The organism is Paracoccus sp. SCN 68-21, from assembly GCF_001724535.1.
GTDB lineage: Bacteria > Pseudomonadota > Alphaproteobacteria > Rhodobacterales > Rhodobacteraceae > Paracoccus > Paracoccus hibiscisoli.
In genome coordinates this window covers 19,486-37,577 of the sequence record NZ_MEES01000015.1, presented here as the reverse complement: position 1 = coordinate 37,577, position 18,092 = coordinate 19,486, and the positions used below count along the sequence as shown (strand labels likewise).

General features: G+C 67.6%; 20 protein-coding genes. 6 read left to right on the top strand and 14 right to left on the bottom strand.

What is annotated here, in order from left to right:
• The first annotated feature begins 23 nt into the window (after nucleotides 1–23).
• The 4 genes from purL to ABS73_RS06915 are packed head-to-tail and all read left to right on the top strand — an operon-like array spanning nucleotide 24 to nucleotide 4,304.
• Nucleotides 24–2,204 (top strand): phosphoribosylformylglycinamidine synthase subunit PurL, encoded by a 2,181-nt coding sequence (purL, locus tag ABS73_RS06930; protein WP_277018097.1) that lies wholly within the window; start codon nucleotides 24–26, stop codon nucleotides 2,202–2,204.
• Nucleotides 2,201–3,343 (top strand): bifunctional 2-C-methyl-D-erythritol 4-phosphate cytidylyltransferase/2-C-methyl-D-erythritol 2,4-cyclodiphosphate synthase, encoded by a 1,143-nt coding sequence (locus ABS73_RS06925; RefSeq protein WP_277018096.1) that lies wholly within the window; start codon nucleotides 2,201–2,203, stop codon nucleotides 3,341–3,343. Before purL ends, ABS73_RS06925 begins: the two co-directional genes overlap by 4 nt.
• Entirely contained in the window at nucleotides 3,340–3,837 is a 498-nt protein-coding gene (locus tag ABS73_RS06920; RefSeq protein WP_277018093.1) for a phosphatidylglycerophosphatase A family protein, read from the top strand. The genes ABS73_RS06925 and ABS73_RS06920 overlap by 4 nt, the downstream gene beginning before the upstream one ends.
• Nucleotides 3,834–4,304: a CinA family protein gene (locus ABS73_RS06915; RefSeq protein ID WP_136855167.1), complete on the top strand. Its 471-nt coding sequence runs from the start codon at nucleotides 3,834–3,836 to the stop codon at nucleotides 4,302–4,304. Before ABS73_RS06920 ends, ABS73_RS06915 begins: the two co-directional genes overlap by 4 nt.
• Here ABS73_RS06915 and ABS73_RS06910 read toward each other — a convergent pair.
• From ABS73_RS06910 to ABS73_RS06860, 11 genes are all read right to left on the bottom strand, one after another.
• A complete protein-coding gene (locus ABS73_RS06910; RefSeq protein WP_277018090.1) occupies nucleotides 4,301–5,341 on the bottom strand; it encodes a threonine aldolase family protein in 1,041 nt (346 codons plus the stop codon). The two genes, ABS73_RS06915 and ABS73_RS06910, sit on opposite strands and share 4 nt — an antisense overlap.
• Nucleotides 5,338–5,778, bottom strand: a complete 441-nt coding sequence (locus ABS73_RS06905; RefSeq protein WP_277018087.1) for a YcgN family cysteine cluster protein — start codon at nucleotides 5,776–5,778, stop codon at nucleotides 5,338–5,340. The genes ABS73_RS06910 and ABS73_RS06905 overlap by 4 nt, the downstream gene beginning before the upstream one ends.
• Nucleotides 5,778–6,707 carry a bifunctional riboflavin kinase/FAD synthetase gene (locus tag ABS73_RS06900; protein ID WP_277018084.1) on the bottom strand — a complete coding sequence of 310 codons (930 nt, stop codon included), beginning with the start codon at nucleotides 6,705–6,707 and terminating at the stop codon, nucleotides 5,778–5,780. The genes ABS73_RS06905 and ABS73_RS06900 overlap by 1 nt, the downstream gene beginning before the upstream one ends.
• Before the next feature lie 32 nt (nucleotides 6,708–6,739).
• A complete protein-coding gene (locus tag ABS73_RS06895) occupies nucleotides 6,740–7,183 on the bottom strand; it encodes a MaoC family dehydratase (RefSeq protein ID WP_277018121.1) in 444 nt (147 codons plus the stop codon).
• Nucleotides 7,184–7,359: 176 nt separating this feature from the next.
• Entirely contained in the window at nucleotides 7,360–8,229 is an 870-nt protein-coding gene (locus ABS73_RS06890; protein ID WP_277018082.1) for a TIGR01459 family HAD-type hydrolase, read from the bottom strand.
• Complete coding sequence (locus tag ABS73_RS06885; protein WP_277018080.1) at nucleotides 8,229–9,146, bottom strand: manganese-dependent inorganic pyrophosphatase; 918 nt, start codon at nucleotides 9,144–9,146, stop codon at nucleotides 8,229–8,231. Before ABS73_RS06885 ends, ABS73_RS06890 begins: the two co-directional genes overlap by 1 nt.
• 138 nt (nucleotides 9,147–9,284) lie before the next feature.
• Nucleotides 9,285–9,794 carry a CarD family transcriptional regulator gene (locus ABS73_RS06880; RefSeq protein ID WP_136855160.1) on the bottom strand — a complete coding sequence of 170 codons (510 nt, stop codon included), beginning with the start codon at nucleotides 9,792–9,794 and terminating at the stop codon, nucleotides 9,285–9,287.
• A gap of 291 nt (nucleotides 9,795–10,085) precedes the next feature.
• The gene (fdxA, locus tag ABS73_RS06875) at nucleotides 10,086–10,424 is read right to left on the bottom strand and encodes a ferredoxin FdxA (RefSeq protein ID WP_277018077.1); all 339 of its coding nucleotides are present in this window, start codon (nucleotides 10,422–10,424) and stop codon (nucleotides 10,086–10,088) included.
• A 31-nt stretch (nucleotides 10,425–10,455) separates the two neighbouring features.
• Nucleotides 10,456–10,758 (bottom strand): RNA-binding S4 domain-containing protein, encoded by a 303-nt coding sequence (locus ABS73_RS06870; protein ID WP_277018075.1) that lies wholly within the window; start codon nucleotides 10,756–10,758, stop codon nucleotides 10,456–10,458.
• A gap of 1 nt (nucleotide 10,759) precedes the next feature.
• A complete protein-coding gene (locus ABS73_RS06865; protein WP_277018120.1) occupies nucleotides 10,760–13,702 on the bottom strand; it encodes a helicase-related protein in 2,943 nt (980 codons plus the stop codon).
• Nucleotides 13,703–13,711: 9 nt separating this feature from the next.
• The gene (locus ABS73_RS06860; protein ID WP_277018073.1) at nucleotides 13,712–14,206 is read right to left on the bottom strand and encodes a hypothetical protein; all 495 of its coding nucleotides are present in this window, start codon (nucleotides 14,204–14,206) and stop codon (nucleotides 13,712–13,714) included.
• A gap of 148 nt (nucleotides 14,207–14,354) precedes the next feature.
• Between ABS73_RS06860 and ABS73_RS06855 the strand changes: the two genes are divergently transcribed.
• Nucleotides 14,355–14,639, top strand: a complete 285-nt coding sequence (locus ABS73_RS06855; protein ID WP_136855157.1) for an SCP2 sterol-binding domain-containing protein — start codon at nucleotides 14,355–14,357, stop codon at nucleotides 14,637–14,639.
• A gap of 5 nt (nucleotides 14,640–14,644) precedes the next feature.
• Nucleotides 14,645–15,583, top strand: a complete 939-nt coding sequence (locus tag ABS73_RS06850) for an alpha/beta fold hydrolase (RefSeq protein ID WP_277018070.1) — start codon at nucleotides 14,645–14,647, stop codon at nucleotides 15,581–15,583.
• 3 nt (nucleotides 15,584–15,586) lie between these two features.
• Here the strand turns inward: ABS73_RS06850 and ABS73_RS06845 are convergent, their stop codons facing one another.
• Genes ABS73_RS06845 through ABS73_RS06835 form a run of 3 tightly spaced genes read right to left on the bottom strand, consistent with a single transcriptional unit; the run spans nucleotide 15,587 to nucleotide 18,079 of the window.
• On the bottom strand, nucleotides 15,587–16,516 hold the full coding sequence (locus ABS73_RS06845; RefSeq protein WP_277018068.1) for a CBS domain-containing protein: 930 nt from the start codon (nucleotides 16,514–16,516) through the stop codon (nucleotides 15,587–15,589).
• A complete protein-coding gene (gene ybeY / locus ABS73_RS06840) occupies nucleotides 16,513–17,010 on the bottom strand; it encodes an rRNA maturation RNase YbeY (protein ID WP_277018066.1) in 498 nt (165 codons plus the stop codon). Before ybeY ends, ABS73_RS06845 begins: the two co-directional genes overlap by 4 nt.
• On the bottom strand, nucleotides 17,003–18,079 hold the full coding sequence (locus ABS73_RS06835) for a PhoH family protein (RefSeq protein WP_277018064.1): 1,077 nt from the start codon (nucleotides 18,077–18,079) through the stop codon (nucleotides 17,003–17,005). The genes ybeY and ABS73_RS06835 overlap by 8 nt, the downstream gene beginning before the upstream one ends.
• Nucleotides 18,080–18,092 lie beyond the last annotated feature (13 nt).

Here is an 18,092-nt window from a genome sequence, read left to right as displayed (position 1 = left end):
TTCATGCGCAGGAAGGCTTGATCATGCTCGAACCCCAGGTCACCCCCGAACTGATCGCCGCGCACGGGCTCAAGCCCGACGAATACCAGCGCATCCTGGAGATCATCGGCCGCGAACCGACCTTCACCGAACTGGGCATCTTCAGCGCCATGTGGAACGAGCATTGCTCGTACAAGTCGTCCAAGAAATGGCTGCGCACCCTGCCCACCGAAGGCCCGCAGGTCATCTGCGGCCCCGGAGAGAACGCGGGCGTGGTCGATATCGGCGACGGCCAGGCCGTGGTCTTCAAGATGGAAAGCCACAACCACCCCAGCTATATCGAACCCCATCAAGGCGCCGCGACCGGCGTGGGCGGCATCCTGCGCGACGTGTTCACCATGGGCGCGCGCCCCATCGCCGCGATGGACGCGCTGTCCTTTGGCCGCACGGATCACCCCAAGACGCCGCATCTGGTCAAGGGCGTGGTCGAGGGCATCGGCGCCTATGGCAACGCCTTCGGCGTGCCCAATGTGGGCGGAGAGGTCCGTTTCCACCCCAGCTATGACGGCAACTGCCTGGTCAACGCCTTTGCGGCGGGTCTGGCCGATGCCGACAAGATCTTCTATTCCGCAGCCTCGGGCGTGGGGATGCCGGTCGTCTATCTGGGCGCCAAGACCGGGCGGGACGGCGTCGGCGGCGCCACCATGGCCAGCGCGGAATTCGACGACACGATCGAGGACAAGCGTCCCACAGTCCAGGTCGGCGATCCCTTCACCGAGAAATGCCTGCTGGAGGCCTGCCTGGAACTGATGGCCTCGGGCAGCGTCATCTCGATCCAGGACATGGGGGCTGCGGGCCTGACCTGTTCGGCGGTCGAGATGGGCGACAAGGGCGGTCTGGGGATCAAGCTGATCCTGGACCACGTGCCGCAGCGCGAAACCAACATGACCGCCTATGAGATGATGCTGTCGGAATCGCAGGAGCGGATGCTGATGGTGCTGAAGCCCGACATGGAATCCGTGGCCCGCGCGATCTTTGCGAAATGGGACCTGGATTTCGCCATCGTGGGCGAGACGATCCCCGAGGACCGGTTCCTGATCCTGCACGGCAACGCGGTCATGGCCGACCTGCCGCTGTCCAAGCTGTCCTCCAGCGCGCCGGAATACGACCGCCCCTGGGTCGCGACCCCGCCGGCCGCCCCTGCCCCGGCCCTGCCCGCCATTGCCCCCATCGCGGCCCTGCGCGCGTTGATCGGCAGCCCGAACCACGCTTACAAGGCCTGGGTCTGGGAGCAGTATGACACGCAGGTCGGCGCCGACACGATCCGCCGTCCCGGCATGGGCGCGGGCGTGGTCCGCGTGCACGGCACCCGCAAGGCGCTGGCCTTCACCAGCGACGTGAACCCCCGCTATGTCAAGGCGAACCCGGTTCAGGGCGGTCGTCAGGCCGTGGCCGAGGCCTGGCGCAACCTGACCGCCGTCGGCGCCCTGCCCCTGGCCACCACCGACAACCTGAACTTTGGCAACCCGGAAAAGCCCGAGATCATGGGCCAGCTGGTCGGTGCCATCCAAGGCATCGGAGAGGCCTGCCGCGCGCTGGATTTCCCCATCGTGTCGGGCAACGTGTCGCTGTACAACGAGACCGATGGCAAAGGCATCCTGCCCACCCCCACCATCGGCGGTGTCGGTCTGATCGCGGATCTGGACGACATCATCGCGGGCCTGCCGGCCGAGGGCGACCTGGCGTTGGTCATCGGCACCACGCAGGGCCATCTGGAGCAATCCGCACTGGCCTTCGACGCATTCGGCATCGAGGCGGGCGACGCGCCGCATGTCGATCTGGACGCCGAACGCAAGCATGGCGAATTCCTTCGCGCGCAGCGGGCGCATCTGTCCTCGGCCACCGACCTGTCGGATGGCGGACTGGCCCTGGCCGCCTTCGAGATGGCCGAGGCCGCGGGCCTGGGCGTCACGCTGGACAGCGCCGACATCGCCCAGCTGTTCGGAGAGGATCAGGCCCGCTATCTGGTCGCCTGCACCCCCGATGCGGCCGCGGCGCTGACCAAGGCCGCGCAGGCGGCGGGCGTGCCCATCGCCACCGTCGGCCGCTTTGGCGGCACGGCGGTCGATCTGGGCGGCGACAGCGCGCCCCTGACTGACCTGTCCACCCTATACCGGACGGCCTTTGCCGCGGCGATCAGGGGCGACATGCCCGACCACGCATGATCCGCGCCCCGCGCGGCTTTGCGGCGCTGATCACCGCCGCCGGGCGCGGCACGCGCGCGGGTGGCGGCACGCCGAAACAGTGGCGCGACCTGGCCGGGCAGCCGGTTCTGGACCGCACCCTAGCGGCCTTTGCCGGGTTCGACCGCGTGGTTCTGGTCGTGCATCCCGATGACATGGGCCAGGCCATCGACCGCTATGCCGGGGCCGTCACCATCGTTGCGGGCGCGCAGACCCGCGCCGCCAGCGTGCGCGCGGGCCTTGAGGCGCTGGAGGGTCAGGTCAGCCACGTCCTGATCCATGACGGCGCGCGCCCGCTGGTCCCCGATGCGGTGATCCGGGGGGTGATCGACGCACTGCAGGCGGGCGCGGATGCCGCGGCCCCCGCCTTGCCCGTCTCAGACGCGCTGTGGCGCGGCGCGGGGGGTCGCGTGACCGCCACCGCCCCACGCGACGGGCTGTTCCGGGCGCAGACGCCGCAGGGCTTTGCCCTGACCAGGATCCTTGCCGCGCATCGCCATCACCCGTCCGATGCCGCCGATGACGTGGAACTGGCCCTCAGCTCCGGGATGGAGGTTGCGATCACCCCCGGTTCCGAGGACAATCTGAAGATAACCTTCCCCGCCGATTTCGCGCGGGCCGAACGCAGTCTGGGGACCGACATGGATATCCGCCTTGGCAATGGCTATGACGTGCACGCCTTTGGGCCGGGCGACCATGTGACGCTGTGCGGCATCCGCGTGCCGCATGATGCGGGCCTGCTGGGCCATTCGGATGCCGATGTGGGCATGCACGCCCTGACCGACGCGATCTATGGCGCGCTGGCGCAGGGCGATATCGGGCGGCATTTCCCGCCCTCGGACCCGCAATGGAAGGGCGCGGACAGCGCGATTTTTCTGGCCCATGCGGCAAGCCTTGCCCGCGACAAGGGCTTCCGCATCGGCAATGCCGACGTCACCCTGATCTGCGAGGCGCCCAAGATCGGCCCCCACGCCCTGGACATGGCCCATCGCCTGGCCGAGATCATGGGCCTGGACGCCGCCCGCATCAGCGTCAAGGCCACGACCAGCGAACGTTTGGGCTTCACCGGGCGGCGCGAGGGCATCGCCGCCATCGCCACCGCTACCCTGATCAAGGAATGACCATGGACCGCCTGCTGGCCACCTGGTTCTATTCGGGCCTGCTGCGCCCCGCCCCCGGCACCTGGGGCTCGGCGGTCGCGGTCGCCATGGGGCTGATCATGCACCGCATCGGGCATTTCCCGCTGCTGGCGCTGGCCACGGGGCTGGTGATCCTGCTGGGGTTCTGGGTCGTGCCGCGATACACCGCCGGCATGGACGACCCCGACCGCAGCGAGATCGTCATCGACGAGGTCGCGGGCCAGTGGCTGGCGCTGATGGCGCCCTCCTTCGGGTTCTGGCATGCCGGTCTGCCCGCCGACAGCTTTCCCTGGCCGGGCTGGGTCGCGGCGTTCCTGTTCTTTCGCCTGTTCGATATCTGGAAGCCGTGGCTGGTCGGCCGGGCCGACCGTCGCCATGACGCGGCGGGGGTGATGCTGGACGATCTGTGGGCCGGGATCTTTGCCGCGATCGCCACGATGGCCGCCGCAGCCTTGGCGCATGGGGTGCTGATGTGACCGCCGCGGCAGAGGTACTGGCCGCCGCCCGCGCCCGCGGCATCCGCATCGCCACCGCCGAGAGTTGCACCGGCGGGCTGATCGCCGGCGCCCTGACCGAGGTGCCGGGCTCCTCCGACGCCTTCGACCGGGGCTTTGTGACCTATTCCAACGCGGCCAAGGTGCAGATGCTGGATATCCGCCCCGACACGCTGGAGGCGCATGGCGCGGTCAGCGAACAGATCGCCGCCCAGATGGCCGAGGGCGCGCTGCGCCATTCCGAGGCGGGCATTGCCGTATCGGTGACCGGCATCGCCGGGCCGGGCGGGTCGGAACACAAGCCCGAAGGCCGTGTCTGCTTTGGCATCAGCCAGCCCTTTGGCACGCGCACCCAGACCGTCGAATTCGGGGCGATCGGTCGCCACCGGGTGCGCGCCGCGACTGTGGAGCACGCCCTGCAACTGCTGGCGGACGCGCTGCGCGCCTAGCCGCGCAGGATCGCGGCCAGCCCCGCCACATCCGCATCGGGCGTATCCCAGGCACAGACCAGCCGCACGGGCACCGGGTCCAGACCTTCGGCGGATTTGTCGGGCCACAGATAATACAGCGCGCCCGCCGCCTGCGCGCGATCATGCGCCGCCTTGGGGATCGCGGCAAAGACGGCGTTCGACTGGACCGCCTGCAACAGCTGTCCGCCGCCCTCGGTCACGGCCTGCGCCAGCACCTGCGCCTTGGCATTGGCGCGCGCGGCCAGATCCAGCCACAGCCCATCCGTCGCAAGCGCCAGCATCTGCGCGGACAGATAGCGGTTCTTGGACAGCACATGGCCCGACTGCTTGCGGCGATAGTCAAAACCCTCAGCGCGGGCGGGGTCGAAAAACACCATCGCCTCGGCCCCCATCGCGCCGTTCTTGGTCCCGCCCAGGCACAGCGCGTCCACGCCCGCCCGCCAGGTCAGATCCGCCGCCGAACAGCCCAAGGTCGCCACCGCATTGGCAAACCGCGCGCCGTCCAGATGCAGCGGCAGGCCCGCGTCATGCGCCACCCGCGCCAGGTCCGCGACCTCATCGGGGGTATAGACGGTGCCCCATTCCGTGGCGTTGGTGATCGAGACCAGCGCGTTCAGACCGCCGTTAAGCCCCACGCCCGCGCCGACATGGACGGCCTGCGCCAGGGTGTCGGGGGTCAGCTTGCCGCCCTGCCCCGGCAGGGTGATCAGCTTGGCGCCATGGGAAAAGAACTCGGGCGCACCGCATTCGCTGGTCTCGATATGGGCGTCCTGATGGCAGTAGATGCGCCCCCAGGACGGCGCCAGCTGCGCGCAGACCAGCGCATTGGCCGCCGTGCCCGTGGCCACGAACCGCACCACGGCGTCGGGCGCCTCCAGCAGATCGCGGATCGCGGCCTCGGCGCGGGCGGTCACCGGGTCGGCGCCATAGCCCATCACCGCGCCGGAGTTGGCCTCTGACAGGGCGGCCAGAACGGCGGGATGGGCGGAATAGGCGTTGTCCGATGCAAAATTCACGACAGATCCTCGATGATGTGGTCTTCCCAATCGTCCTCGGTCACGGTCAGCTCGCTGATGGTCCAGCCGCGGACGCTGACCCCCGCCTGATGGACGGTCTCGGTCGAGCCCGAGATCAGGTGGTGCCAATCGTAAAGCGGCCGCCCCTCGTGGCGCAGCCGATAGGCGCAGGTCGCGGGCAGCCACCAGGCGACCTCGTTGATCTTGGCGGGGGTCAGCACGACGCAATCGGGTACATAGTCATGGCGGTTGTGATAGCTGCTGCAGCGGCAGGCATCGCCGTCCAGCAGCTTGCAGGCGACGCGGGTAAAGGCCAGCTCGTTCGTGTCCTCGAACTCGATCTTGTTCAGGCAGCACTTGCCGCAGCCGTCGCACAGCGCCTCCCACTCGTCGCGGGCCAGCTGAGGCAAAGGCAGCTCCCAGAACCGATCGCGCATCAGCGGCCCGACAGCAGGCGGCGCGCATCGGCGCCATCCTGCTCCATCTGCGCGATCAGCGCGGGCAGCCCGTCGAACCGCGCCTCATCGCGCAGGAAATCGACCAGCGCCACGGACAGGTGCTGACCGTACAGATCGCCAGAATAATCGAACAGGTTGACCTCCAGATTGGGCGTGTTGACCCCGAACATCGGACGCACCCCAAGGGATGCGACCCCTTGGCACGGCCCCCGGTCCGGCCCGGTCAGGATGTCGACCAGCACCGCATAGACCCCAAGCCGCGGCAGGTGCTGCCCGTCCATCGCCATGTTGGCGGTGGGCCAGCCCAGCTCGCGGCCCCGCTTTTCGCCGTGGATCACCTCGCCCTCGATGCGGTGCCAATGGCCCAGCATCCGCTGCGCGCCATGCGTGTCGCCCTGCGCCAGCGCCGCCCGGATCGCGGTCGAGCTGTATTCCCCCTCATCCGCGCCGACCAGCGGCACGATGGTCACGCCGAAGCCCAGGGCCTGGCCCAGTTCGGTCAGGGTCTGCGCGGTCCCGGCGCGGTTCTGGCCAAAGCAGAAATCGGCGCCGACGGTGACATGGGCGATGCCCAGACCCTCGGCCAGGACCTCGCGGGCAAAGGCCTCGGGCGTCAGCCCCGCCAGCACCGGGCCAAAGGGCAGCTCATAAAGCTGCTGCACGCCAAGACGCGCCAGGCGGTTCGCCCGCGCCTCGGAATTCATCAGCCGAAAGGGCGGCGCATCGAGGGCGAAATATTCGCGCGGATGCGGCTCAAAGGTCAGGATGCCCAAGGGCGCGTCGCAGGCCGCCCGGGCCGTCTCGATGACCGCCCGATGCCCTTTGTGGACGCCGTCGAAATTCCCCATGGCCACCGAGGCGCCACGCGCATCAGTCGGCAATCCGGTCCAGTCGCGATGGATCTGCACTGCGCCCCCAACGGGACGCGCCGGGCGCCCCTTCAGTCGAACTTGCGGCTTGGGGCCAGCACGACCGCCTCGCCTTTCAGAACGACCGTATCGCCGACGAGGCACCGGGTTGCAAGCGTGACCCGCCGTTTCGCGTGGTCGATATCCTGAACCGTGACCTCGGCGCGGACCCTGTCGCCGGGGCGCACGGGGGCCATGAACTTCAGCGTCTGACCCAGATAGACCGTGCCGTGGCCGGGCAGCTGTTCGCCGATCACGGCGGAAATCAGCCCGGCGGTCAGCATCCCATGGGCGATGCGTCCTTCAAAGATGGTGTCTTGGGCATAGGCCTCGTCCAGATGCACCGGATTGCGGTCGGTCGAGACCTCGGCGAACAGCTCGATATCGCGGTCGGTGACCTGTTTGTGCAGATGGCGGGTCATGCCGATCTCCAGATCCTCGATGACGATCGTGCCGCGCGCGAAATTGTCCAGCATGTCGGAGCCCATCCGTCCTACCGTTCCCTGTTCCATTGCTGCATAGCAGCATGGCATCGCCATGGCAATATTATTTCAACATTCCGCGATAAGATGATCTTTTATTCCGCCTCCCGAAAACGAAAAACACCCGCAGGCGGACCTGCGGGCGTGGGTTTCCGGCGATGCGCTGGCGTTCAGCGCAGGCGCCCGATGGCATAGGTCGGCACGCGCCCTTCGGCCATCAGCCAGTTGGACAGCGCCGGGGCCTCGGGGTTTTCGACATCCGCGCCGAACAGATCCGCCGCAAGGCCGCCTGTGACGAAGATGCTGTCGATGCCCTGCGCCTCGGCCCCGGCGATGTCGGTCGCGATCCCGTCGCCGACGGCCAGATAGCGGGCGTCCGGGCCCAGGCCCATCAGCGCCCGCGCACGGTCATAGATCGGCGCATGGGGCTTGCCGAAATACAGCGTCCGGCCGCCAAGCGTCTCATAGAACTGCGCCAGCGCGCCCGCGCAATAGATGCGGGTGTCGCCCATATCTACGACGATGTCCGGGTTCGCGCACAGCATGGTCAGGCCGCGCGCAATCGCGTCCTGAAACCGGTCACGGTAATCCTCAGGCGTCTCGTTGATCTCGTCGAAGGGACCGGAGGCGACGATGCCCTCGGCCTCGGCCAGATCGACGCGGGTGACGGGGTCGGCACCCTGATGAGCCTGGGGGATATCGGCAAAAAAGCCCAGATCCTTGTCCAGCCCGATATGCCACACGCGCCGCCCGACCACGCCCGCGAACATCGCATCCTGCGCGGCATCGCCCGAACTGACGACCAGATCCCAAGCATCGCGGGGCACGCCCATGCGGTCCAGCTGCGCCACGACATACTGGTTCGGCCGGGGCGCGTTGGTCATCAGGCAGACCTTGCCGCCCTGCGCCCGAAACGCCTGCAGCGCGGCAACGGCGGCGGTATAGGGCTGCCGGCCATTGTGCAGACAGCCCCACAGGTCGCAGAACAGCGCGTCATAGCTGGCCGAAACCTCGGCCAGCGAAGCGATGATGCGGGTCATCAGACGGCCAGGACCGGGATGATCTGCTTTTTGCGGCTCATGACGCCGGGCAGGACCACGGTGTCGCCGGTGACGGTCACGCCAAAGCTGCGCTCGGCCACGGACTTGACAAAGTCGTTGGGCACCAGAAGCGTCGCCTGCTCATTCAGGATGTCGACGATGAACAGCAGCACCTGATCGGCACCGTCGGCGGCGGCGACGCCGGGCATGGCGGCCATCAGCGCATCCTTGCGGTCCAGCAGGACCTGCGGCGCGGTCGTCTCAAGGACCGAGACGCGCAGCTGCTTGCCGCCCAGCTCGTATTCCTTGCTGTCCATGGTCAGCAGGGCCGCGTCGCTGAAGGCGCTGACATCGGATTTGGCGGCGAACATCTCGGCGGCAAAATCGGCGATGGTCACGCCCAGATCGGCGGCCAGCTTTTCGGCCACGGCGCGGTCATGCGGGGTCGTGGTCGGGCTGCGGAATTCCAGCGTGTCGGACAGGATGCAGGTCAGCATCGCGCCCTTGATGCCCTCGGGGGCGCGGGCGATGTCCTCGCCCATCAGGTCGTGCATGATGGTGGCGGTGCAGGCCAGCGGGCGGATGGTGATGTTGATCGGCGCGCGGGTCTTGATGCCGCCGGCCAGCAGGTGGTGGTCGATGATCTCGATCACCTCGGCCTGGTCCAGGCTGGCGGGCAGCTCGGCCGGGTTGTTGGTGTCGACGATGACGCAGCGGTCGTCGGCGGTCACGTCGGTGATGATGCGCGGCTTGGTCAGGCTCCAGCGGTCCAGCATCCACAGCGCCTCGGTGTTCGGCTCGCCCTGCAGGACGGCCTCGGCGGGGGTCTGGCGGATCTCGTTCAGATACCACGCCCAGATGATGGGAGAGCCGGTGGAATCCGTGTCCGGAGAGGTATGGCCGAAGACCTTGATCATGATGCGCCTCGAATGCTGCAATGGATGGGGCCTTATAGGCAGGCGGCCCGGCGTTGTCCACGTTCGGCATATCGGGGCGGGATGCGAAAAGGGGCGCCCCGCAGGACGCCCCCCCCTAGCCATGGCGATGGACCTGGATCAGGCCGCGCGGCTCATCAGCACGTCGCCCACGCGCTTTTGCGCACCGCCCTCGTCCAGGCCACCGACGGCGGCCACTTCGCGGGTCAGACGGTCCAGCGCGGCCTCATAGAGCTGACGCTCGGAATAGGACTGCTCGCGCTGGTCGTCGCAGCGGTGCAGGTCACGCACGACCTCGGCGATGGACAGCAGGTCGCCCGAATGGATCTTCTGTTCGTATTCCTGGGCCCGGCGCGACCACATCGCACGCTTGACGCGGGCCTTGCCCTTCAGCGTCTCCAGCGCGCGGTCGATCAGGTCGGGGGTGGACAGGCTGCGCATGCCGATCTCGCTGGCGCGGGCGGTGGGCACGCGCAGGGTCATCTTGTCCTTGTCGAAGGAGATCACGAACATCTCCAGCCGCAGTCCCGCGACCTCCTGTTCGTCGATCGAGACGATGCGACCGACGCCATGCGCCGGATAGACGACAAAATCATCGGGACGGAATTCGTTCTTCTTGGCTTTCGACATCTGGTTTCCTCTGACATGCGCCCGAAAGACGGACACAAAGGGCCGCAGGGGGGCCAGGCCACCCTCGGTCCATTTTCGATCATGTATGTCTGTTCCCGCCAGGCAGATGGCGAAAACGCGGCAGTCTGGGGCGCGTCAGGGCGGGCAAACGACCCGCAGCGGGACGCGCGACATAGCAGACTATAACACAAAAATGACACGGAAAAAAGCGATGGCTTTCCTCCGTGCATTTTTCCCGTCGGGCCGCCATATCAAGGGTTTGGCGCGTCAGGGACCGTCAGGCCGTCCGAATCAGTCGCCCGCCCCCGGCGCCTCCGAGAAATACTTGTCCAGCTTGTCCGGCTGACCGTCCATCTCAGTCGCGGTGGGCAGCGGGTCCTTCTTGCGGGTGATCACCGGCCACAGTTCCGAATACTTGCGGTTGAACTCGACCCAGGTCTCCATCGCGGGTTCGGTATCCGGGCGGATCGCGTCGGCGGGGCATTCCGGCTCGCAGACGCCGCAATCGATGCATTCGTCGGGATGGATGACCAGCGTGTTCTCACCCTCGTAGAAGCAGTCCACGGGGCACACCTCGACGCAATCGGTATATTTGCACATGATGCAGTTGTCAGTCACGACATAGGTCATCTGGGCGCTCTTGTCTGGGCTTGTCGACCTGTCACCTAGACAGTTCGGCCGGATCAATCAACCCGTCGCGATCTTCGTGATACAACAGCTGCGCCTCTGGTGCCGGGCCGCGGCGGTCCGTGAATTCCCGCACATGCAGCACCCGGACCTGACGGTTGGCCGAGACGGTCAGCACATCACCGACCCTGACCGCCCGCCCCGGCTTGCGGCAGGGCTGACCGTTCACGCGGATGCCGCCCGCCTCGACGCGGGCGGCAGCCAGGCCGCGGGTCTTGAAGATCCGCGCGTAAAACAGCCACTTGTCCAGCCGCAGCCCTTCGGCAGCGTCGGTCAACTCAGCTCTTGTCCTTCAGCTGCGCCAAGATCGCGAAGGGGCTGTCGGGATCGGCCTTCTTTTCGGGGCGCGACGAGAACGTCTTGGGGCCCTGATGGGCGGGCTTGCCGCCGGGCTTCTTGGGTCCACCGAACTTGCCGCCGGGCTTGCCCTGACGGTCGCGACGCTCTCCCTGCGGCGCATCGCCACGCGGGCGGTCGCCGGCGGGTGCCGCGCCATCACGGGTCTGACCCTCACGCGGGGCGTCACGGCGCGGGCCACGACGCTCGCCCTGGGGGCGGTCGCCTTGCGGACGCTCGCCCTGGGGGCGACGGTTACCGCGCGGCTTGGGCGCCCATTTGAAGGTGTAATAGACCTCGACCTCGGGGGCTGCGACCTCCTCGGGCTGCGCGGCCTCGTCGGGCTGCGCGACGGCCTCAGGCTCGGCCACCGGCTCTGCCGCACGCTTTTCGGCCTGCTCGGCCTCCCATTTCGCGCGGGTCTCGGCGGCCAGCACCGATTCCTCTTCGGTCAGGGGCGCGTCCGAGGGCTCGCCCTCGGGGGCCGGGACCACCGCGACCGGCTCGGAGGTCTTGACCTTGGGACGCTCGGCCCGCTCGGCCGAATAACCCAGGCCCTGCATCAGCCCCGAGAACTGCTCCAGCGTCATGCCGGTGATCGACAGCATGTCGGGATTGGCCTCAAAGCCGCCGCGCGTGTCCTGCGCGCGCAGCAGATCGGCCAGCCGCTCCAGCATGTCGATGCGGATCGCGCGGTCTCCGGCCGGGCGATAGCCCGACAGCGCATAGACCTGATCGGGCACGACCGGCAGATGCGGGATGGTGACCAGACCCGGCGGCGGGCTTTCGGGGAATTCCGACAGACCCTCGTGCAGCGACCACAGCACCAGACGCAGGCGCGTCGGCGCGGGTTTCAGCAGCGCGGGCAGGAAGATGGTGAACTGACCAAACCGCACGCCATGCTTGCGCAGTGCGCCACGTGCCTCCTGGTCCAGCTCCTTGACCTCGGAGGCGATGCCGTCACGCGACAGGATGCCAAGCGACTCGACCATGCGGAACGCGAAACCGCGTGCCAGACCGGTCAGCGCCTCGTCCTTCTGCAGCGTCAGCAGCGGCTCATACAGGGCGGCAATCTTGCGGTCGATGAAGTGCTGGGCGCGACGGCGGACCTTGTCGGCGATCTCGGTGCCGGCCTCCTCGTCGACGAACACCTCGACGCCGGGATGCAGCGCGTCAGGCCCCTTGACCAGCTTGCCCACCGCTTGGCTGCCCCACATCAGGCCGCCCTGCTCGGTATAGTCCATCTCGGTGTCGGGCGCGTTGTAAAAGCGGTCGGCGCGCAGATGGAATTCGGGTTTCAGCGCGTCATAGCTGGCGCGCGACAGCATCCGCGCCTCGTCCGCCGATGCGGTCTGGTCGGGGCGAAAGCGGAAGCCCTCCAGACGGCCGGCGAATTCGCCCTCGACCGTCACTTCGCCCTTGTCGTTCACTTCGGCCACGAGGCTCTCCTTCTGCTTGAGCCGGCGCAGCAGCACGGATGTGCGCCGGTCCACAAATCGTTGGGTCAGGGCCGCGTGCAGCGCGTCCGACAGGCGGTCTTCTACAGCGCGCGTCTCTCCGCGCCAATGCTTTTCGTCCGCCACCCAGCCCGTTCTTTGCGCGACATAGGTCCAGGTGCGGATATAGGCCAGCCGCTTGGAGATCGCGTCGATATCCCCCGCCGTCCGGTCGATGCGTTCTATGGCCCCCGCCAGCCAGTCCGCCGGGATGTGCCCATCCTGCAGGAAACCGAAGATCCGCGCCAGCAACGTCGCATGCTCCATCGCGGAAATGCCCCGGAAATCAGGCACCCGGCACACGTCCCACAGCAGGCGGACATCCTTGCCGCCCTGCACGCGGTCCTTGATCTCGGGCAGATCGCGCAGGATCTTCAGCGTCGCCACGTCATCCGCCTCGCGTCCGCGGATCAGCAATTCCTGGCCCGGGGCGGCCTCCAGGCTTTCGACCAGGCGGTCCATGCTGCCGAATTCCAGCCGACCGTTGCGCCAGACCAACCGGCTGATCGGCTGAAAGCGGTGGTTCTCCAGCGCGTCGATCAGGCCGGGGTCCAGCGGCTCGGCCTCTCCGGTGACGCCGAAGGTGCCGGATTCGGTGTGCCGCCCGGCCCGGCCCGCGATCTGGCCCATCTCATGCGGGAACAGCGAGCGGACGCGCTTACCGTCGAACTTGTGCGTGGCGCTGAAGGCCACATGCTTGATGTCCAGGTTCAGGCCCATGCCGATGGCGTCGGTGGCGACCAGATAGTCGACCTCGCCGTTCTGATACATCTCGACCTGGGCGTTGCGGGTGCGGGGCGACAGGGCGCCCATCACGACCGCGCAGCCGCCCTTCTGGCGCCGGATCAGCTCGGCCATGGCATAGACATCATCGACGCTGAAGCCCACGATGGCGCTGCGCGCAGGCATGCGCGACAGCTTTTTCGACCCCGCCCAGGTCAGGGTCGAGAACCGCTCGCGCCGCTCGAACTGGGTTTCGGGGACCAGAGCCGCGATGGCCGGGCGCATGGTGCCGCTGCCCAGAAACAGCGTCTCCAGCGTGCCGCGCATATGCAGCAGGCGGTCGGTGAAGACGTGGCCCCGCTGCGGATCGGCACAGAGCTGGATCTCGTCGATGGCGACGAAATCGGTGGCGATGTCGGGCATCGCCTCGGTGGTGGCGACCCAGTACTGGACGCGGTCGGGGATGATCCGCTCCTCTCCGGTGACCAGCGCCACGACAGAGGGGCCGCGTGCGGCGACGATCCGGTCATAGACCTCGCGCGCCAGCAGGCGCAGCGGCAGGCCGATGACGCCCGATCGGTGGTTCAGCATCCGCTGGATGGCAGTGTGGGTCTTGCCGGTATTGGTCGGCCCCAGAATGGCGGTGATCCGCCCGCGCGTGCTCATGGTCATGCCCTAGATATCGGTGCCGGTGCGCCTGCGTTCCAGACGGGCCTGCCCGTCGATCGCCTCTTGCTGGTGGGGGTGGATGGCCAGGCTGGCGCGATAGGCGGCCAGGGCGCGGTCATCCTCGCCCATCTCCTCCAGCATCGCGCCCAGTTGCGTCAGCGCCGCGAAATGGCGCGGCTCCAGCGCCAGCGTGCGGCGGATGTCCTCCAGCGCGGGGCCGAACTGTCCGTCCATCGCATAGGCCGCCGCCCGCGCCTGAAAGCCTGCCGCGAAATCGGGTGCGTGGTCGGTCAGCGCGGTCAGATGCCCGATGGCACCCGCCAGATCGCCCTGGTCCAGCGCGGTCTCTCCGCGGCGCAGCAGCAGGTCCATCGCCGGGGACCCCGACCGCGACCATTCGCGCAGGATGTCGCTTTCGGCGATGCGCCAGCCCTCGCCCTCGGGGTTGGCCAGGCGGGCGAAGGCGTCGTCCAGCCCCTGCCCTGCCGCGTGGCCCGGCATGACGCTTGCCAAAACGAGGAAAATCGTCAGAAGGTTGTGACGCAATGCCGTGACGGCAGAGTGGAAAATCAGGCGGATCGCGTTCATAGGGATGGTGTAACCCGGCCCGCCGGTCGGGCGCCAGACAAAGCGCATCAGGAGACGTGAAATGAGCGAAGTCGTGACCAAGGCCGTCGAGAAGCTGAGCGAGAAGATCGACAGCTTCGACAGCACCGCCAAATTCGTGATCAAGGACGAAGGCGCAATCATGATCGACGAATCCGGCGTGCGCGCCGGCGACGACGAGGCCGAAGTGACCCTGACCGCCAGCCGCGAGACCTTCGAGGGCATCATGAACGGCGACGTGAACCCCGCCACCGCCTTCATGATGGGCAAGCTGAAGATCGACGGCAACATGGGCGTGGCCATGCAGCTGGGTCAGAAACTGTCCTGAGCCGCATGCAGGAGGCCCCGTTCCATCAGCTGCCCGACGACCGGTCGCAGCCGGCCCGCGCCTTTTGGGCGCGGGCGGATGACGGGGTCCGCCTGCGCGTCGCGCATTGGTCGGCCGACGGCGGGCGCGGCAGCGTGCTGCTGTTCCCCGGCCGCACCGAATACATCGAGAAATACGCCCCCGTCGCCCATCGCCTGATGGCCGAGGGCTATGACGTGCTGTGCATCGACTGGCGCGGCCAGGGCCTGTCGGACCGGCTGCAGCCCAATCCGCGTCCCGGCCATATCCGCGAGTTTTCGGACTATCAGCGCGACGTGGTCGAGATGCTGGTCGCCGCCCGCGATCTGGACCTGCCCCGCCCCTGGCACCTGCTGGCCCATTCGATGGGTGGCTGCATCGGGCTAGCCGCACTGGAAGGCGGCCTGCCGGTCCAGAGCGCGGTGTTCTCGGCGCCGATGTGGGGTATCAACCTGCGCCGGGTGCAGCAGGGGTTGGCCATCGGCATCGCCTATCTGGCCGGACGCGTGGGGCGCGGCGGGTTCACCGCCCCCGGCAGCGGAGGCGCGGCCACGACCTATCCGCTGGACGAGAGCTTCAACGCCAACCTGCTGACGTGCAACGGTGACGAATGGGCGCGCCTGGTACGCGAGGCCGTGGCCTGGCCCGACCTGACCATCGGCGGCGCGACCTTCGACTGGGTCAGCCGCGCGCTGAACGAATGCGCGCGCCTGTCGCGCATCCCCTCGCCTGAGGTGCCGATGCTGGTGTCGCTCGGGTCCGAGGAAAGGGTCGTCTCGCCGCAGGCCATCCGCGACCGCGCCGCGCGCTGGCCGCAATCGGAACTGCTGGAGATCCCCGGAGCCCGCCACGAGATCCTGATGGAGACCGACCCCCTGAGGGAGCGGTTCTACGAGGCGATGCTGGCGCGTTTCGACGCCAGCTGACCGTCACGCGGCGTCGGTCTTGCGATCCGATGGCGTCGCGATGCTGGGCATGCGCAGGCGAATGCGCTTGAGCCGGCGCGGATCGGCATCGACCACCTCGAATTCGGCGCCCGACGGATGGGCGATCACCTCGCCGCGCAGCGGCACGCGCCCCGCCAGCATGAAGATCAACCCACCTAGCGTGTCGACATCCTCATCATCCTCGCCGGCCAGACGCAGGCCAGTCTCGGCCTCGACGGCATCGACGGGGGCGCGGGCCTGGACCAGCCATTGGCCGGTCTTTTCATGGACCCACAGGCCGCCCTCATCCTCGTCATGCTCGTCCTCGATCTCACCAATGACCTGCTCGATCAGGTCCTCGATGGTAACCAGCCCATCGACGCCGCCATATTCGTCGATGACCAGCGCCATGTGGATGCGCTTGGTCTGCATCTGCTGCAGCAGCACCCCGATGGGCATGGAGGGCGGCACATAGAGCAACGGACGCAGCATCGGGCGCAGCGTGAACTTGCCGCCCGCGCCGAAACCGTGCTTCAGCGCCAGATCCTTGAGGTGGATCAGCCCAAGCGGGCTGTCCAGCGTGCCGCGAAACACCGGCATGCGCGAAAATCCGTGTTCGCGGAACATCTCGACCAGATCCTCCAGCGACAGGTTCACCGGCGCGGCCACGATCTCGACCTTGGGGATGGCCACGTCATCGACGCGCATCCGGCGCAGGTTGCCCAGGCCGGGGGTGCCGACGACATGGCGGTCCTGACCGTCCTCGTCCGATCCTGCCTCCGACCCCGTCAGGGCCGACAGCACGCGACCGAAAAAGCCCTTTCCGTTGCCAGCCTCGCGGCCCTCTCCTCCGCCACCGTCCACGGCGATCGCGGGGGTCTCCTCGACATGAAGATCAGGGGCCGTGGCGGGTAATCGGCTGTCGGAATTCATCGGTCTTTCTCCTGGTAGGGGTCGGGAATGCCAAGGGCGGACAGGACGGTACGCTCGACCGCCTCCATCCGTTCGGCATCGGGATCGGTCTGGTGGTCATAGCCCAGCAGATGCAGCGTCGCGTGCACCAGCAGGTGCTGGACATGGTGATCCATCGGCTTGCCCTGGGCGCGGGCCTCGGCCAGGCAGGTGTCATAGGCTATGGCGATGTCGCCCAGCTCTTCCTCGTCGGGCAGCTCGGGCATGGCGCCGGGGGCGTGGGGCAGATGCTCGACCGACGGCCAGGACAGCACGTTGGTCGCGCGCGGCTTGCCCCGGAAATCGGCGTTCAGCGCGGCGATGCGCGCATCGTCGCAGCCCATGACGACGACCTCTCCGGTCAGGTCGTGATGGTTCAGCGCGGCCTGGACGGCGCGGGCCGCCAGGTCCTCAAGACCGGCGGCCTGCCATCGGTCATCCTCGATGACGCAATCGACGGTAATCTCGTCAGGCATCGTTTCTGAACGCGCGGCGCGGGACATACTGGCCGCGCGGCTCCTCTGTTTCACCGCGGGCAAGGGCGGCATTGTCCTCGATCTCATACGCCTTGATGATGCGCGCGACAAGCGGGTGGCGCACGACGTCATCGGCCGTGAAATAGCTGAAGCTGATGCCCTTGACGTCCTTGAGGATCTTTTCCGCGTCCATCAGCCCCGACATCATACCGCGCGGCAGGTCGATCTGGGTGCGGTCGCCGGTTATGACCATGCGCGAGCCTTCGCCAAGGCGGGTCAGGAACATCTTCATCTGCATGCTGGTGGCGTTCTGCGCCTCGTCCAGCACGACGAAGGCGCGGCTCAGCGTGCGTCCGCGCATGAAGGCCAGCGGCGCGATCTCGATGCGCTTTTCCTCCATCAGCTTCTGCATCTGCTTGCCGGGCAGGAAATCGTTCAGCGCATCATACAGCGGCTGCATGTAGGGATCGACCTTCTCCTTCATGTCGCCGGGCAAAAAGCCCAACCGCTCGCCCGCCTCGACCGCGGGGCGCGACAGGATGATCTTGTCGACATGCCCGCCGATCAGCATGGTCACGCCCACCGCCACCGCCAGATAGGTCTTGCCCGTGCCCGCAGGCCCGATGCCAAAGGCCAGCTCGTTCTGGAACAGCGCGCGGACATAGGCCTTTTGCGCGTCGGTGCGCGGCTCGACCGATTTCTTGCGGGTGCGCAGCTCGTAATTGCCCTGGGCGAACATCTCCAGCTGTTCGGCGGGGGTGACGTCGGCGGCGGGCTCGACCCCCATGCGCAGGGCAGCCTCGACCTCGTCGGGACCGACGGGGCGGTGCTGTTCTAGCCGCGCGTAAAGACCTTGCAGCAGGGTCGCGGCCTCGGCCTGGGCCTCGGGGCCGCCAACCACGGCGATCTGGTTGCCACGGCGCAGGATATGAACGCCAAGCGCCTCCTCGATCCGGGCCAGATGGCGGTCGTTGGGACCGCACAGGTCGATCAGCAACCGGTTGTCGGGAAATTCCAGCAGGGTTTCGGCCGAAGGTGCGGTGACGGGTGGCGTCGGGGTCAGGCCCAAATGTCTCTCCTGG

Bases quoted from the DNA above. Each gene is read 5' to 3' on its own strand.
- ABS73_RS06855 (WP_136855157.1), top strand. From the start codon at position 14,355: ATGAGCGAAGTCGTGACCAAGGCCGTCGAGAAGCTGAGCGAGAAGATC.
- ABS73_RS06865 (WP_277018120.1), bottom strand. From the start codon at position 13,702: ATGAGCACGCGCGGGCGGATCACCGCCATTCTGGGGCCGACCAATACC.
- ABS73_RS06845 (WP_277018068.1), bottom strand. From the start codon at position 16,516: ATGAATTCCGACAGCCGATTACCCGCCACGGCCCCTGATCTTCATGTC.
- ABS73_RS06905 (WP_277018087.1), bottom strand. From the start codon at position 5,778: ATGCGCGATCGGTTCTGGGAGCTGCCTTTGCCTCAGCTGGCCCGCGAC.
- ABS73_RS06880 (WP_136855160.1), bottom strand. From the start codon at position 9,794: ATGTCGAAAGCCAAGAAGAACGAATTCCGTCCCGATGATTTTGTCGTC.
- ABS73_RS06895 (WP_277018121.1), bottom strand. From the start codon at position 7,183: ATGCTGGACAATTTCGCGCGCGGCACGATCGTCATCGAGGATCTGGAG.
- ABS73_RS06850 (WP_277018070.1), top strand. From the start codon at position 14,645: ATGCAGGAGGCCCCGTTCCATCAGCTGCCCGACGACCGGTCGCAGCCG.
- ABS73_RS06885 (WP_277018080.1), bottom strand. From the start codon at position 9,146: ATGATCAAGGTCTTCGGCCATACCTCTCCGGACACGGATTCCACCGGC.
- ybeY (WP_277018066.1), bottom strand. From the start codon at position 17,010: ATGCCTGACGAGATTACCGTCGATTGCGTCATCGAGGATGACCGATGG.
- fdxA (WP_277018077.1), bottom strand. From the start codon at position 10,424: ATGACCTATGTCGTGACTGACAACTGCATCATGTGCAAATATACCGAT.
- ABS73_RS06890 (WP_277018082.1), bottom strand. From the start codon at position 8,229: ATGACCCGCATCATCGCTTCGCTGGCCGAGGTTTCGGCCAGCTATGAC.
- ABS73_RS06920 (WP_277018093.1), top strand. From the start codon at position 3,340: ATGACCATGGACCGCCTGCTGGCCACCTGGTTCTATTCGGGCCTGCTG.
- purL (WP_277018097.1), top strand. From the start codon at position 24: ATGCTCGAACCCCAGGTCACCCCCGAACTGATCGCCGCGCACGGGCTC.
- ABS73_RS06925 (WP_277018096.1), top strand. From the start codon at position 2,201: ATGATCCGCGCCCCGCGCGGCTTTGCGGCGCTGATCACCGCCGCCGGG.
- ABS73_RS06860 (WP_277018073.1), bottom strand. From the start codon at position 14,206: ATGCCGGGCCACGCGGCAGGGCAGGGGCTGGACGACGCCTTCGCCCGC.